The sequence below is a fragment of the Cupriavidus sp. UGS-1 genome, assembly GCF_021213615.1.
GTDB lineage: Bacteria > Pseudomonadota > Gammaproteobacteria > Burkholderiales > Burkholderiaceae > Cupriavidus.
On the sequence record NZ_JAJQJF010000010.1, the window covers coordinates 1 to 15579 of the forward strand.

10 protein-coding genes and 4 tRNA genes are annotated in these 15579 nt (G+C 63.9%); 13 read left to right on the forward strand and 1 reads right to left on the reverse strand.

Annotated features, from left to right (window positions below; translation table 11 throughout):
• Positions 1–387: 387 nt before the first annotated feature.
• The 13 genes from LRR16_RS14170 to rpoC all read left to right on the forward strand — a co-directional run bounded on the left by LRR16_RS14170 (position 388) and on the right by rpoC (position 14679).
• Positions 388–473, forward strand: a tRNA-Tyr gene (locus tag LRR16_RS14170).
• Between the two features lie 52 nt (positions 474–525).
• Positions 526–599: transfer RNA gene (locus LRR16_RS14175), tRNA-Gly, on the forward strand.
• 32 nt (positions 600–631) lie between these two features.
• Positions 632–706 (forward strand) — tRNA-Thr (locus tag LRR16_RS14180).
• A 43-nt stretch (positions 707–749) separates the two neighbouring features.
• Entirely contained in the window at positions 750–1940 is a 1191-nt protein-coding gene (gene tuf / locus LRR16_RS14185) for an elongation factor Tu (protein ID WP_053822680.1), read from the forward strand.
• 82 nt (positions 1941–2022) lie between these two features.
• A tRNA-Trp gene (locus tag LRR16_RS14190) sits at positions 2023–2098 on the forward strand.
• Between the two features lie 70 nt (positions 2099–2168).
• Positions 2169–2549 (forward strand): preprotein translocase subunit SecE, encoded by a 381-nt coding sequence (gene secE, locus LRR16_RS14195; protein WP_006576493.1) that lies wholly within the window; start codon positions 2169–2171, stop codon positions 2547–2549.
• A gap of 10 nt (positions 2550–2559) precedes the next feature.
• Complete coding sequence (nusG, locus tag LRR16_RS14200; RefSeq protein WP_006576494.1) at positions 2560–3138, forward strand: transcription termination/antitermination protein NusG; 579 nt, start codon at positions 2560–2562, stop codon at positions 3136–3138.
• A gap of 179 nt (positions 3139–3317) precedes the next feature.
• Entirely contained in the window at positions 3318–3749 is a 432-nt protein-coding gene (gene rplK / locus LRR16_RS14205; protein WP_006576495.1) for a 50S ribosomal protein L11, read from the forward strand.
• Positions 3750–4445: a 50S ribosomal protein L1 gene (gene rplA, locus LRR16_RS14210; RefSeq protein ID WP_023264955.1), complete on the forward strand. Its 696-nt coding sequence runs from the start codon at positions 3750–3752 to the stop codon at positions 4443–4445. It abuts the gene before it with no gap.
• A 406-nt stretch (positions 4446–4851) separates the two neighbouring features.
• Entirely contained in the window at positions 4852–5370 is a 519-nt protein-coding gene (rplJ, locus tag LRR16_RS14215) for a 50S ribosomal protein L10 (RefSeq protein WP_023264956.1), read from the forward strand.
• A gap of 58 nt (positions 5371–5428) precedes the next feature.
• On the forward strand, positions 5429–5806 hold the full coding sequence (gene rplL / locus LRR16_RS14220; RefSeq protein ID WP_006576497.1) for a 50S ribosomal protein L7/L12: 378 nt from the start codon (positions 5429–5431) through the stop codon (positions 5804–5806).
• A 407-nt stretch (positions 5807–6213) separates the two neighbouring features.
• Positions 6214–10320: a DNA-directed RNA polymerase subunit beta gene (gene rpoB / locus LRR16_RS14225; protein ID WP_023264957.1), complete on the forward strand. Its 4107-nt coding sequence runs from the start codon at positions 6214–6216 to the stop codon at positions 10318–10320.
• A gap of 108 nt (positions 10321–10428) precedes the next feature.
• Positions 10429–14679, forward strand: coding sequence for a DNA-directed RNA polymerase subunit beta' (rpoC, locus tag LRR16_RS14230; RefSeq protein WP_006576498.1), 4251 nt, complete (start codon positions 10429–10431; stop codon positions 14677–14679).
• Positions 14680–14834: 155 nt separating this feature from the next.
• Here the strand turns inward: rpoC and LRR16_RS14235 are convergent, their stop codons facing one another.
• A complete protein-coding gene (locus tag LRR16_RS14235; RefSeq protein WP_232206306.1) occupies positions 14835–15275 on the reverse strand; it encodes a hypothetical protein in 441 nt (146 codons plus the stop codon).
• Between the last annotated feature and the right edge of the window lie 304 nt (positions 15276–15579).

The following is a 15579-nucleotide window of genomic DNA, read 5'->3' on the forward strand; positions in this document are numbered from 1 at the left end:
CCGAACAGGACCGTGAAACGACTTCGCGCCGATGATAGTGCGGACTACCCGTGTGAAAGTAGGTCATCGCCAGGCTCTCCATTCAAAAACGCCCCAGATCCCACAAGGTCTGGGGCGTTTTGCTTTGTGGCGGGCCTGAAGCGCGTCCCGCGGTCGTCGCTCAGGTTGCTGAACAGGCATATCGCGGCGGCCTCCACGGCGATCCAGGACGGTTTCGCGGGCCCCTATAGGGTGAGAGGACATCGTTTCCGATGTCCGCGAAGATGGTTCGCCACGGGCCGCCGCAGCCCGATCCCGCCGACGATCGAACAAGCCGTTTTCCTTGCAAAGTAGCCGGAAAGCGCTTGACAGGCGGGGGCGATTACACCATAATCGCAAGTTCTCTGCGGAGAGGTGCCCGAGTGGCTAAAGGGGGCAGACTGTAAATCTGTTGGCTTACGCCTACGTTGGTTCGAATCCAACCCTCTCCACCAGAATGCAATGCAGCAGCAGTTCCGGCAATGTCGGTGAAGTGAAGTAACCCGGGCGGGTGTAGCTCAATGGTAGAGCAGAAGCCTTCCAAGCTTACGACGAGGGTTCGATTCCCTTCACCCGCTCCAGCAGGATTGCTGCAACGCAGTCATCAAGTTTCGCCCATGTGGCTCAGTGGTAGAGCACTCCCTTGGTAAGGGAGAGGTCGGCAGTTCGATCCTGCCCATGGGCACCAAATACCGCACTGGCAATATCGCTACCGAGACAGGAGTCGCGAAATGGCAAAGGAAAAGTTCGAGCGGACTAAGCCGCACGTGAACGTTGGTACGATTGGTCACGTTGACCACGGCAAGACGACGCTGACGGCGGCGATTGCGACGGTGCTGGCTTCGAAGTTCGGCGGTGCCGCCAAGAAGTACGACGAGATCGATGCGGCGCCGGAAGAGAAGGCACGCGGTATTACCATCAACACCGCGCACGTCGAGTACGAGACGGCCAACCGCCACTACGCGCACGTTGACTGCCCGGGCCACGCCGACTACGTCAAGAACATGATCACGGGCGCCGCGCAGATGGACGGCGCGATCCTGGTGTGCTCGGCCGCTGACGGCCCGATGCCGCAGACGCGCGAGCACATCCTGCTGGCCCGTCAGGTCGGCGTGCCGTACATCATCGTGTTCCTGAACAAGTGCGACATGGTGGACGACGCCGAGCTGCTCGAGCTGGTGGAAATGGAAGTGCGCGAGCTGCTGTCGAAGTACGAGTTCCCCGGCGACGACACCCCGATCATCAAGGGTTCGGCCAAGCTGGCGCTCGAAGGCGACAAGGGCGACCTGGGCGAAGAGGCGATCATGCGCCTGGCCGAGGCGCTGGACACCTACATCCCGACGCCGGAGCGCGCCGTGGACGGCACGTTCCTGATGCCGGTCGAAGACGTGTTCTCGATCTCGGGCCGCGGTACCGTGGTGACCGGCCGTATCGAGCGTGGCGTGATCAAGGTCGGCGAGGAAATCGAAATCGTCGGTATCCGTCCGACGGTCAAGACCACCTGCACCGGCGTGGAAATGTTCCGCAAGCTGCTGGACCAGGGCCAGGCTGGCGACAACGTCGGTCTGCTGCTGCGCGGCACCAAGCGTGAAGACGTCGAGCGCGGCCAGGTGCTGTGCAAGCCGGGTTCGATCAAGCCGCACACGCACTTCACCGGCGAGGTGTACATCCTGTCGAAGGACGAAGGCGGCCGTCACACCCCGTTCTTCAACAACTACCGTCCGCAGTTCTATTTCCGTACGACCGACGTGACCGGCTCGATCGAGCTGCCGAAGGACAAGGAAATGGTCATGCCGGGCGACAACGTGTCGATCACCGTCAAGCTGATCGCCCCGATCGCGATGGAAGAAGGCCTGCGCTTCGCCATCCGTGAAGGCGGCCGCACCGTCGGCGCCGGCGTCGTCGCCAAGATCCTGGACTAAGCAGTCACGACAGCAAGCGCGGCACCAACCGGCCGCGTTTGCCGCCAGTGGGGTTGGCTCCAGCCGACCCCAAAGTTGTTTTAGGGGTATAGCTCAACTGGCAGAGCGTCGGTCTCCAAAACCGAAGGTTGGGGGTTCGATTCCCTCTGCCCCTGCCAATTCAATCAGCCGCGTCGGGCGGATCCACGAAGGATCCATCGTGACGCGGCTTAGTCTCGTTTGCGAAACATGGCCAATCCCAACGTCGAAACCGTCAACACCTCCAGTGGCAAGTGGCTGCTGGGCGTGGCCGTGCTGCTCGTGGTGGCCGGCGTGATCGGTTTCTACGCGCTGGCGCAGCAGCCTGGCTACGTGCGCGGCGCCGCGCTGTTCGCCGGCATCGCGCTCGGCGTGATCGTCGCGCTGGTGTCCGCGCCGGGCAAGGAATTCGTGGGATTCGCCAGGGAATCGTACCGGGAAGTCCGCAAGGTGGTGTGGCCGACCCGCAAGGAAGCCGGACAGATGACGGGCCTGGTGTTCGTCTTCGTGGTCGTGATGGCGCTGTTCTTGTGGTCGGCCGACAAACTGATCGAGTGGGTGATCTTCTCCCTCGTGCTGGGCTGGAAATAAGGGAAAGGACATGACGGACGACGCAAAGCAGGAATCCACTCCTACGCAGCCGCCTTCGAAGAAGCGCTGGTACGTGGTCCACGCTTACTCCGGCATGGAGAAGAGCGTGCAGCGCGCACTGCAGGAACGCATCGAGCGCGCGGAGATGCAGGACAAGTTCGGACGCATTCTGGTGCCGTCCGAAGAAGTGATCGAAATGAAGGGCGGTCAGCGTTCGGTGACCGAGCGGCGCTTCTTCCCGGGCTACGTGCTCGTGGAAATGGAGATGACCGACGAGACGTGGCACCTGGTCAAGAACACCAGCAAGGTCACCGGCTTCGTCGGCGGCGCGCGCAACCGTCCGAGTCCGATTTCCCAGAAGGAAGTCGACAAGATCATGACGCAGATGCAGGAAGGCGTCGAGAAGCCGCGGCCCAAGACGCTGTTCGAGGTGGGCGAAATGGTGCGCGTCAAGGACGGCCCGTTCACCGACTTCAACGGCAACGTGGAAGAGGTCAATTACGAGAAGTCGCGCCTGCGCGTCTCGGTGACCATCTTCGGTCGCGCGACCCCGGTCGAGCTCGAGTTCGGCCAGGTCGAGAAGGTCTGATCGATCTGCTCGCTACAGGATTCGCAGGGCCGCGCCGCCTTCGGCAGTGCGACCGGCGACGCTCCGCAAGGGGCACAAGAGGAGCGTGAGGCCGATCCCGCCACAGGCGGACGGCGACAGCGCGTTACGACTCAACAGGACCGACTGCCCAACGTACAGCGGTCCGGATTGGAGTAAAGATGGCCAAGAAGATTATTGGCTTTATCAAGCTGCAGATCCCGGCTGGTAAAGCGAACCCCTCCCCGCCCGTGGGCCCGGCACTGGGTCAGCGCGGCCTGAACATCATGGAGTTCTGCAAGGCGTTCAACGCGCAGACCCAGGGTATGGAACCCGGCCTGCCGGTGCCGGTGGTGATCACCGCCTTCGCCGACAAGAGCTTCACCTTCGTGATGAAGTCGCCGCCGGCCACCGTGCTGATCAAGAAGGCTGCCGGCATCACCAAGGGTTCGGCCAAGCCGCACACCGACAAGGTTGGCAAGATCACCCGCGCCCAGGCTGAAGACATCGCCAAGGCCAAGAACGCCGACCTGACCGCCGCCGATCTGGACGCGGCAGTGCGCACCATCGCCGGCTCGGCCCGCTCGATGGGTATCACCGTGGAGGGTCTGTAAATGGCTAAGGTTTCGAAGCGCGTAGCGGCCAACAAGGCCAAGATCGAACGCACCAAGTTCTACCCGATCGACGAGGCGCTGGGCCTGGTCAAGGAATGCGCGTCGGCCAAGTTCGACGAGTCGATCGACGTCGCCGTGCAACTGGGCATCGACGCCAAGAAGTCGGACCAGGTGGTTCGTGGCTCGGTGGTGCTGCCCGCCGGTACCGGCAAGTCGGTTCGCGTGGCGGTGTTCGCGCAGGGTGACAAGGCTGAAGCGGCCAAGGCCGCCGGCGCCGACGTGGTTGGCATGGAAGACCTGGCCGAGCAAGTCAAGGCGGGCAACCTGAACTTCGACGTCGTGATCGCTTCGCCGGACACGATGCGCATCGTCGGTACGCTGGGCCAGATCCTCGGTCCGCGCGGCCTGATGCCGAACCCGAAGGTCGGTACCGTGACCCCCGACGTGGCCCAGGCCGTCAAGAACGCCAAGGCCGGTCAGGTCCAGTTCCGTGTCGACAAGGCCGGTATCATCCACGCGACCATCGGCCGCCGGTCGTTCGAGGACGCCGCGCTCAAGAGCAACCTGTCCGCGCTGATCGACGCGCTGGTCAAGGCCAAGCCGGCCACCAGCAAGGGCGTCTACCTGCGCAAGATCGCGGTCTCGTCGACCATGGGCGTGGGCGTTCGCGTCGACCAGACTTCGCTGGCCGCCTAAGCGATTGGAAATAGGCTGGCCACATGCTGGCCAGTCTGCCGACCGGACCCGATAACACCGGTCGGCCAGGCATTCGAGGTTCCGGCCCCGCGCCGGGACCGGCCCGCCACGGCGGGCCACAGAAAGGCTTTGGGCAGTGGTGCCGGCGCCAGCCGCCGGTCCCGCTGGTTATCAAAGACCGCTGGCGGTCATGTTCGCGCGCAAGCTGCGCATGGCCTTAATCGGTGGGACCGTACACGGCAGCAAGGTGACGGCAGCCTGCCCGCCAGCGTAGATGGCGAACCCGAAGGTTGGAATGGTCCGGGGCGAGATCCCCGGGTGATTCGGGCCAATCGGACGCCGTTCGTTTGGACTGATGCAACGTGCTCCGTCGCCGGAGTGCCGCGCATCGTTTTGGAGCTTAACCGTGCCACTCAATATTGAAGATAAGAAGGCCGTCGTTGCTGAGGTGTCGGCGCAAGTCGCCAAAGCCCAGACCATCGTCGTGGCCGAATATCGCGGCATCACGGTTGGCGATCTGACCAAGCTGCGTGCCACCGCCCGCGAGCAAGGCGTCTACCTGCGCGTTCTGAAGAACACGCTGGCTCGCCGCGCCGTGGAAGGTACGCCGTTTGCCGCGCTCGCGGAGCAACTGACCGGTCCGCTGATCTACGGGATTTCCGAAGATGCAGTGGCCTCGGCCAAGGTTCTGAACGACTTCGCCAAGACCAACGACAAGCTGGTCCTGCGCGCCGGTTCGTTCGACGGCAAGGTGCTCGATGTCAACGCCGTCAAGGCGCTGGCTTCGATCCCGAGCCGCGACCAACTGATTGCTCAGCTGCTTGGCGTCATGCAAGCGCCGGTGTCGGGCTTTGCCCGCCTGCTGGCCGCGCTGGCCGAGAAGAAGAGCGAAGGTGCCCCCGCCGAGGAAGGCGCCGCGGCCTAAGGCCAGGCTCGTCCCGATCGCAATACCGATACCGAATCAAATCTAGGAGTATTTCCAAATGGCAATCACCAAAGACGACATCCTCGAAGCCGTTGGCGCGATGTCCGTGATGGAACTGAACGACCTGGTCAAGGCGTTCGAAGAGAAGTTTGGCGTGTCCGCCGCAGCGATGGCCGTGGCCGCCGCTCCGGGCGCTGGTGGCGCTGGCGCTGCTGCTGAAGAGAAGACCGAATTCAACGTCGTGCTGGCCGAAGTCGGCGCGAACAAGGTCGGCGTCATCAAGGCAGTTCGCGAAATCACCGGCCTGGGCCTGAAGGAAGCCAAGGACCTGGTCGATGGCGCACCGAAGCCCGTCAAGGAAGGCGTGGACAAGGCTACCGCCGACGAAGCCAAGAAGAAGCTGGAAGAAGCCGGCGCGAAGGTCGAAGTCAAGTAAGTGGTACTCGCGTGCCCTCCGGCACGCGAATGGGGCTGGCAAAGGGGAAATCCCGGCGCCAGCCTTTTTGCGCTTCTGTGATGTGTGTTTTATTGGCCACCCATCCGAGCGTAAAGTGATGTAGTGCCTACTCGGCGTCGGGGTGAACCTCGGGGCCGCAGCAGAGGCCAAACATCAGTGGCACACTAAGCGGTTGCTGCTGATGTTTGTCTTCTGAACCGACTGCAGAAGACAAGTTTGGTCGGGTGTTCCCCGGACCGGCGCGTGTGGATGATGGCGCCGGTTCGCAGCGTGCGGACACCGTCAGCCAGAGGTTGGTAGCGGCCAACCGCCAAATCCCCTCCCAGTCGCTGAACACCTCAGGCGCCGGTCAGGTCCAGCCAGCCCTGCGATGATTCGGAGATCCCATGGCGTACAGCTTCACCGAAAAGAAGCGCATTCGCAAAAGCTTTGCGAAGCGCGCGACGGTTCACCAGGTTCCATTCCTGCTAGCCACCCAGATCGAATCGTACACCCAGTTCTTGCAAGCGGATACGCCACCCGCGCGTCGCAAGAGCGAAGGCCTGCAAGCGGCCTTCAACGCAATTTTCCCCATCGTCTCCCATAACGGGCTCGCCCGTATGGAGTTCGTTTCGTACCACCTGTCCAACCCGCCGTTCGACGTCAAGGAATGTCAGCAGCGTGGCCTGACCTTCCACTCGGCCCTGCGCGCCAAGGTTCGCCTGATCATCAACGATCGCGAGAATCCGGGCAAGGTCAAGGAGGTCAAGGAGCAGGAAGTCTACATGGGCGAGATTCCGCTCATGACCTCGACCGGCTCGTTCGTGATCAACGGCACCGAGCGCGTGATCGTCTCGCAGCTGCACCGTTCGCCGGGCGTGTTCTTCGAGCACGACAAGGGCAAGACGCACAGCTCGGGCAAGCTGCTGTTCTCGGCACGGATCATTCCGTACCGCGGCTCGTGGCTGGACTTCGAGTTCGACCCGAAGGACATCCTGTACTTCCGCGTCGACCGCCGCCGCAAGATGCCGGTGACGATCCTGCTCAAGTCGATCGGCCTGACGCCGGAACAGATCCTCGCGCACTTCTTCGTGTTCGACAACTTCACGCTGCAGGCCGAAGGCGCGCAGCTCGAGTTCGTGCCCGAGCGCCTGCGCGGTGAAGTCGCGCGCTTCGACATTGCCGACAAGAACGGCCGTGTCGTGGTCGAGAAGGACAAGCGGATCAACGCCAAGCACATCCGTGACCTGGAGTCCGCCGGCACCAAGCTGATCAGCGTGCCGGAAGACTATCTGCTGGGCCGCGTGCTGGCCAAGAACATCATCGACCCGGATACCGGCGAGGTGATCGCCAACGCCAACGACGAGCTGACCGAAACGCTGCTCGAGTCGCTGCGCGAAGCCGGTGTCAAGCAGATCCAGACGCTGTACACCAACGATCTGGATCAGGGGCCGTACATCTCGCAGACCCTGCGCACCGACGACACCGCCGACCAGACCGCGGCCCGTATCGCGATCTACCGGATGATGCGCCCGGGCGAGCCGCCCACCGAGGACGCCGTCGAAGCGCTGTTCCAGCGCCTGTTCTACAGCGAAGAGTCGTACGACCTGTCGCGCGTGGGCCGCATGAAGGTCAACAGCCGCCTGGGCCGCCCGAGCGGCGAGGGCAGCATGGTGCTGCAGGACGAGGACATCCTCGAGACCATCAAGATCCTGGTCAACCTGCGCAACGGCAAGGGTGAAGTCGACGATATCGACCACCTGGGCAACCGCCGCGTGCGTTGCGTCGGCGAACTGGCCGAGAACCAGTTCCGCGCCGGCCTGTCGCGCGTGGAGCGCGCCGTCAAGGAACGTCTGGGCCAGGCCGAGACCGAGAACCTGATGCCGCACGACCTGATCAACTCGAAGCCGATCTCGTCGGCGATCCGCGAGTTCTTCGGTTCGTCGCAGCTGTCGCAGTTCATGGACCAGACCAACCCGCTGTCCGAGATCACGCACAAGCGCCGCGTGTCCGCGCTGGGCCCGGGCGGTCTGACGCGCGAACGCGCGGGCTTCGAAGTCCGCGACGTGCACCCGACCCACTATGGCCGCGTGTGCCCGATCGAAACGCCGGAAGGTCCGAACATCGGTCTGATCAACTCGCTGGCGCTGTACGCCCGCCTGAACGAGTACGGCTTCCTGGAAACGCCGTACCGCAAGGTCGAGAACGGCAAGCTGACCGACCAGGTCGACTACCTGTCGGCGATCGAGGAAGGCAAGTACGTGGTGGCGCAGGCCAACGCGACGGTCGATGCCGACGGCAACCTGATCGACGAACTGGTGTCGGCCCGTGAAGGCAGCGAGCGCGAGACCCGCATGGTCACGCCGGACCGCGTGCAGTACATCGACGTCGCGCCGTCGCAGATCGTGTCGGCGGCAGCCTCGCTGGTGCCGTTCCTCGAGCACGATGACGCGAACCGTGCACTGATGGGCGCGAACATGCAGCGTCAGGCCGTGCCCTGCCTGCGTCCGGACAAGCCGCTGGTCGGCACCGGCATCGAGCGCACCGTCGCGGTCGACTCGGGCACCGCCGTGCAGGCGACCCGTGGCGGCGTGGTCGACTATGTCGACGCGAACCGTATCGTGATCCGCGTCAACGACGATGAAGCCGTGGCCGGCGAAGTCGGCGTGGACATCTACAACCTGATCAAGTACACGCGTTCGAACCAGAACACGAACATCAACCAGCGTCCGATGGTCAAGGTGGGCGACCACGTGGCCCGCGGCGACGTGATTGCCGATGGCGCCTCGACCGACCTGGGCGAGCTCGCGCTCGGCCAGAACATGCTGGTCGCGTTCATGCCCTGGAACGGCTACAACTTCGAAGACTCGATCCTGATCTCGGAACGCGTCGTTGCCGAAGACCGCTACACCTCGATCCACATCGAGGAGCTGTCGGTCGTCGCCCGCGACACCAAGCTCGGACCCGAGGAAATCACGCGCGACATCTCGAACCTGGCCGAAGCGCAACTGGCCCGTCTGGACGAGTCCGGCATCACCTACATCGGTGCCGAGGTCGAAGCCGGCGACGTGCTGGTCGGCAAGGTCACGCCCAAGGGCGAGACCCAGCTGACGCCGGAAGAGAAGCTGCTGCGCGCGATCTTCGGCGAGAAGGCGTCCGACGTGAAGGACACCTCGCTGCGCGTGCCCTCGGGCATGAGCGGCATCGTGATCGACGTGCAGGTCTTCACCCGTGAAGGCGTGACCCGCGACAAGCGCGCGCAGTCGATCATCGACGACGAACTGAAGCGCTATCGCCTGGACCTGAACGACCAGCTGCGTATCGTCGAGGGCGACGCCTTCCAGCGTCTGGAGCGCCTGCTGATCGACAAGACCGTCAACGGCGGTCCGAAGAAGCTGGCCAAGGGCGCGAAGCTGACCAAGGAGTACTTGGACGATCTGGACAAGTACCACTGGTTCGACATCCGTCCGGCCGACGAGGAAGTCGCGGCCCAGCTCGAGGCGGTCAAGGAAGCGATCGAGCAGAAGCGCCACGAGTTCGACCTGGCCTTCGAGGAAAAGCGCAAGAAGCTGACCCAGGGCGACGAGCTGCCCCCGGGCGTGATCAAGATGGTCAAGGTGTACCTGGCCGTCAAGCGCCGCCTGCAGCCTGGCGACAAGATGGCCGGCCGTCACGGCAACAAGGGCGTGGTGTCGAAGATCGTGCCGATCGAAGACATGCCCTACATGGCCGACGGCACGCCTGCCGACATCGTGCTGAACCCGCTCGGCGTGCCGTCGCGGATGAACGTGGGTCAGATTCTCGAGACCCACCTGGGCTGGGCCGCGCGCGGTCTGGGCCAGCGCATCGGCGACATGCTCAAGGCACAGGCCAAGGCGCAGGAACTGCGCGCCCTGCTCGCTCAGATCTACAACGAGAGTGGCAAGGCCGAAGACCTCGACAGCCTGTCGGATGCCGAAGTGCTGGAGCTGGCGAACAACCTGAAGAAGGGCGTGCCCTTCGCGACCCCGGTGTTCGACGGCGCGCATGAAGCCGAAATCCGCCGCATGCTGGATCTGGCGTATCCGGACGAGGTGGCCAAGGAGAAGGGCCTGACGGCGTCCAAGCAGCAGGTCACGCTGTACGACGGCCGCACCGGCGAAGCGTTCGAGCGTCCGGTCACGCTGGGTGTGATGCACATGCTCAAGCTGCACCACCTGGTCGACGACAAGATGCACGCCCGCTCGACCGGCCCGTACTCGCTGGTCACCCAGCAGCCGCTGGGCGGCAAGGCGCAGTTCGGCGGCCAGCGTTTCGGCGAAATGGAAGTGTGGGCACTGGAAGCGTATGGCGCCTCCTACGTGCTGCAGGAAATGCTGACGGTCAAGTCCGACGACGTGAACGGCCGTACCAAGGTGTACGAAAACATCGTCAAGGGCGAGCACTCGATCGATGCCGGCATGCCGGAGTCGTTCAACGTGCTGGTGAAGGAAATCCGCTCGCTGGGTATCGATATCGATCTGGATCGCTATTGATCGACAGATCGAAACGGGGACGGCAGTGAAGCCGTCTCCGGCGGATTTCCCACAGGATGAATGCCGGCGGCCCGTTACCTCGGGCCGGCGGCGAAACAAGGAGTTGCAATGAAAGCATTGCTCGATCTCTTTAAGCAGGTTCAGCAGGAAGAGCAGTTCGACGCGATCAAGATCGGTCTGGCCTCGCCCGAGAAGATCCGCTCGTGGTCGTACGGCGAAGTCAAGAAGCCGGAAACCATCAACTACCGCACGTTCAAGCCCGAGCGCGACGGTCTGTTCTGCGCCAAGATCTTCGGTCCGATCAAGGACTACGAGTGCCTGTGCGGCAAGTACAAGCGCCTGAAGCACCGCGGCGTGATCTGCGAGAAGTGCGGCGTCGAAGTGACGCTGGCGAAGGTGCGCCGCGAGCGCATGGGCCATATCGAACTGGCCGCGCCGACCGCGCACATCTGGTTCCTGAAGTCGCTGCCGTCGCGTCTGGGCATGGTGCTCGACATGACGCTGCGCGACATCGAGCGCGTGCTGTATTTCGAAGCGTTCGTGGTGCTCGAGCCCGGCATGACCCCGCTCAAGAAGAGCCAGATCATGTCCGAGGACGACTACATCGCGAAGTGCGAGGAGTACGGCGAGGGCGAGTTCGTCGCGATGATGGGTGCCGAGGGCATCCGTGAACTGCTGCGCGGCATCGACATCGAGAAGCAGATCGAACAGATCCGCGCCGAGCTGCAGGCCACCGGTTCCGAAGCCAAGATCAAGAAGTACGCCAAGCGCCTGAAGGTGCTCGAGGCCTTCCAGCGTTCGGGCATCAAGCCCGAGTGGATGATCCTCGAAGTGCTGCCGGTGCTGCCGCCCGAACTGCGTCCGCTGGTGCCGCTGGACGGCGGCCGCTTCGCAACCTCGGACCTGAACGACCTGTATCGCCGCGTGATCAACCGCAACAACCGGTTGAAGCGCCTGCTCGAGCTGAAGGCCCCTGAAATCATCGTGCGCAACGAAAAGCGCATGCTGCAGGAAGCGGTCGACTCGCTGCTGGACAACGGCCGTCGCGGCAAGGCGATGACCGGCGCCAACAAGCGTCCGCTGAAGTCGCTGGCCGAGATGATCAAGGGCAAGGGCGGTCGTTTCCGTCAGAACCTGCTGGGCAAGCGCGTCGACTACTCGGGCCGTTCGGTCATCGTGGTCGGCCCGACGCTGAAGCTGCACCAGTGCGGCCTGCCCAAGCTGATGGCGCTGGAGCTGTTCAAGCCCTTCATCTTCCACAAGCTGGAAACGATGGGCATCGCCACCACCATCAAGGCGGCCAAGAAGGAAGTCGAAAGCCAGACGCCGGTCGTGTGGGACATCCTCGAAGAGGTGATCCGCGAGCACCCGGTGATGCTGAACCGCGCGCCGACGCTGCACCGCCTGGGCATCCAGGCCTTCGAACCGGTGCTGATCGAAGGCAAGGCGATCCAGCTGCATCCGCTCGTCTGCGCGGCGTTCAACGCCGACTTCGACGGCGACCAGATGGCCGTCCACGTGCCGCTGTCGCTGGAAGCGCAGATGGAAGCCCGCACGCTGATGCTGGCGTCGAACAACGTGCTGTTCCCGGCCAACGGCGACCCGTCGATCGTGCCGTCGCAGGACGTGGTGCTGGGCCTGTACTACACCACCCGCGACAAGATCAACGGCAAGGGCGAGGGCATGACCTTCGCCGACGTCAGCGAGGTGATCCGCGCCTACGAGAACAAGGAAGTCGAACTGGCTTCGCGCGTGAACGTGCGCATCACCGAGTATGAGCTGGTCGACAAGGACGCCGAGGGCGACGCGCGCTTCGCGCCGAAGATCACGCTGCAGGCCACCACGGTCGGCCGCGCGATCCTGTCCGAGATCCTGCCGAAGGGCCTGCCGTTCTCGGTGCTGAACAAGCCGCTGAAGAAGAAGGAAATCTCGCGCCTGATCAACACCGCATTCCGCAAGTGCGGCCTGCGCGAGACGGTGATCTTCGCCGACAAGCTGCTGCAGTCGGGCTTCCGCCTGGCCACGCGCGCCGGTATCTCGATCGCGATCGACGACATGCTGGTGCCGCCGCAGAAGGAAAGGATCATCGCCGACGCCGCGGCCAAGGTGAAGGAATACGACAAGCAGTACATGTCGGGTCTGGTGACGGACCAGGAGCGCTACAACAACGTCGTGGACATCTGGGGCGCCGCCGGCGACCAGGTCGGCAAGGCGATGATGGAGCAGCTGCAGCACGAGGACGTGGTCGACCGCAACGGCAACACCGTCAAGCAGGAGTCGTTCAACTCCATCTACATGATGGCCGACTCGGGCGCACGGGGTTCCGCGGCGCAGATCCGTCAGCTGGCCGGTATGCGTGGCCTGATGGCCAAGCCGGATGGCTCGATCATCGAGACGCCGATTACCGCGAACTTCCGCGAAGGCCTGAACGTTCTGCAGTACTTCATCTCGACCCACGGTGCGCGTAAGGGCCTGGCCGATACCGCGCTGAAGACCGCGAACTCGGGTTACCTGACCCGTCGTCTGGTCGACGTGACGCAGGATCTGGTGGTGGTCGAGGAGGATTGCGGCACTACCAACGGCGTCGCGATGAAGGCGCTGGTCGAGGGCGGTGAAGTCATCGAAGCGCTGCGCGACCGTATCCTGGGCCGCGTGACGGTGTCGGACGTCGTCAACCCCGAGACGCAGGAAACCGCGATCGAGGCTGGCACGCTGCTCGACGAAGACCTGGTCGACCTGATCGACCAGATCGGCGTCGACGAGGTCAAGGTCCGTACCCCGCTGTCGTGCGACACGCGCTACGGCCTGTGCGCCAAGTGCTATGGCCGCGATCTGGGCCGCGGCACGCTGGTCAACACCGGCGAGGCGGTCGGCGTGATCGCCGCGCAGTCGATCGGCGAGCCGGGTACGCAGCTGACGATGCGGACGTTCCACATCGGTGGTGCGGCATCGCGCGCGGCGGTCGCCTCGAGCGTCGAAGCGAAGGCCACCGGTACGGTGCGCTTCACCGCGACGATGCGCTATGTGACCAACGCCAAGGGCGAACTGATCGTGATCTCGCGTTCGGGCGAGGCGCTGATCACCGACGACCACGGCCGCGAGCGCGAGCGCCACAAGATCCCGTACGGCGCCACGCTGCTGGTGCAGGACGGCCAGGCCATCAAGGCGGGCACGCAACTGGCGACCTGGGACGCGCTGACGCGCCCGATCGTGTCGGAGTACTCGGGCACGATCAAGTTCGAGAACGTCGAGGAAGGCGTGACCGTCGCCAAGCAGATGGACGAGGTCACCGGTCTGTCGACGCTGGTCGTGATCGACGCCAAGCGCCGTACGGCTGCTACCAAGGGCCTGCGCCCGCAGGTGAAGCTGCTCGACGCCAACGGCCAGGAAGTCAAGATTCCGGGCACGGACCACTCCGTGACCATCGGCTTCCAGGTCGGCGCGCTGATCACCGTCAAGGACGGTCAGCAGGTGCACGTCGGTGAAGTGCTGGCGCGTATCCCGACCGAGTCGCAGAAGACCCGCGACATTACCGGTGGTCTGCCGCGCGTGGCCGAGCTGTTCGAAGCGCGTTCGCCGAAGGACGCCGCCGTGCTGGCGGAAGTCACCGGTACCGTGTCGTTCGGCAAGGACACCAAGGGCAAGCAGCGTCTGGTCATCACGGACCTCGACGGCAATGCGCACGAGTTCCTGATCGCCAAGGAAAAGCAGGTGCTGGTCCACGACGGTCAGGTGGTGAACAAGGGCGAGATGATCGTCGAGGGTCCGGCGGATCCGCACGACATCCTGCGCCTGAAGGGCATCGAGGAGCTGGCGCACTACATCGTCGACGAAGTGCAGGACGTCTACCGTCTGCAGGGCGTGAAGATCAACGACAAGCACATCGAAGTGATCGTGCGTCAGATGCTGCGCCGCGTGCAGATCGTCGATGTCGGCGACACCAAGTTCATCCCGGGTGAACAGGTGGAGCGCTCGGAGCTGCTGGACGAAAACGACCGCGTGATCGCGGAAGGCAAGCGTCCGGCGACCTACGAGAACCTGCTGCTCGGTATCACCAAGGCGTCGCTGTCGACCGACAGCTTCATCTCGGCGGCATCGTTCCAGGAAACGACGCGCGTGCTGACCGAGGCCGCGATCATGGGCAAGACCGACGACCTGCGTGGTCTGAAGGAAAACGTGATCGTGGGCCGCCTGATCCCGGCCGGTACGGGCCTGGCCTACCACCGCGCCCGCAAGGCGCGCGAGGCGGCCGAGCGCGAACGCGCCCAGGCGATCTCCGACGAAGAGCAGTCGCTGTTCATGGAGCCGTCGGAGGTGCATGCCACCACCGAGAACGGCGGGGACAACCCGGCGGTCTGAGGCCGATGCGGTAACGCTGTAACGCCGCTGTAGCGCCGCTGTAACGCCGCTGTAGCGCAGTAGCGAAAAAGCCCGGTGCGAGAAATCGCACCGGGCTTTTTTTTGCCCATCGTCAGAGCCGGCGGCAGTCTGTACACAACGCGGCGTGAGCCGCTTCAGACGTAGGCACGCGCGGCGATGGTGGCCGCGGCGGTGGCCGCAGCGGTGGCCGCGGTTGGCGACACGGTGTCGCTGGAGGCGAAGCCGCCCGGCTTCTCCAGCGTCTTCATGATCAGGTCGGACAGCATGCCGAACTCGCGCGAGCCCAGTTTCTGGCCATATTGCTTCAGGAAGGCGTCGATCGGGACGCCGGCGTTGCGCAGCGACTTGATCTCCGAATCGCTGAGCGTCACGGTTTCGTAGTTGCCGCTTTGCTGCGACAGCCTGGCCAGTTCATTGGCCTGTTCGCGATAGAACGTCGCGGCGGCGAACAGGTCCAGGTCGCCGCTGGCGTTGACCGACTTGGCCTCGGCGGCACCGACGACGTCCGATGCCTGCGCCGGCGCGGCGAGCGGCTGGACCGCGGGTTGGGGATGGGAGACGGGGGATACAAGCATGGTAAAGCTCCAGGAAACTTCAAAAGACTGCGATGGTTCTGATCGTCGTCTTCGTTGCGTGCACAACGATGGGACGAGGCAGATCTTCGTTGCCGAAACGGCGCGTTGTCTTGCGGTTCCCGGAGCCGATTTGGGGTTCTCGAACCAGTCGTCGTGCGACACACAAGGACTCGACGAAAATCGCAAATCGACGGCCTTCCCGTGTGATACGGCCAGGACTGATTCCACTCGCCGCATCGACATGGCAGCGGCGTTCGGGCTTGCACGCGCGCCGGCCGTGATGCCATGGGCGCGATGGCGGGCT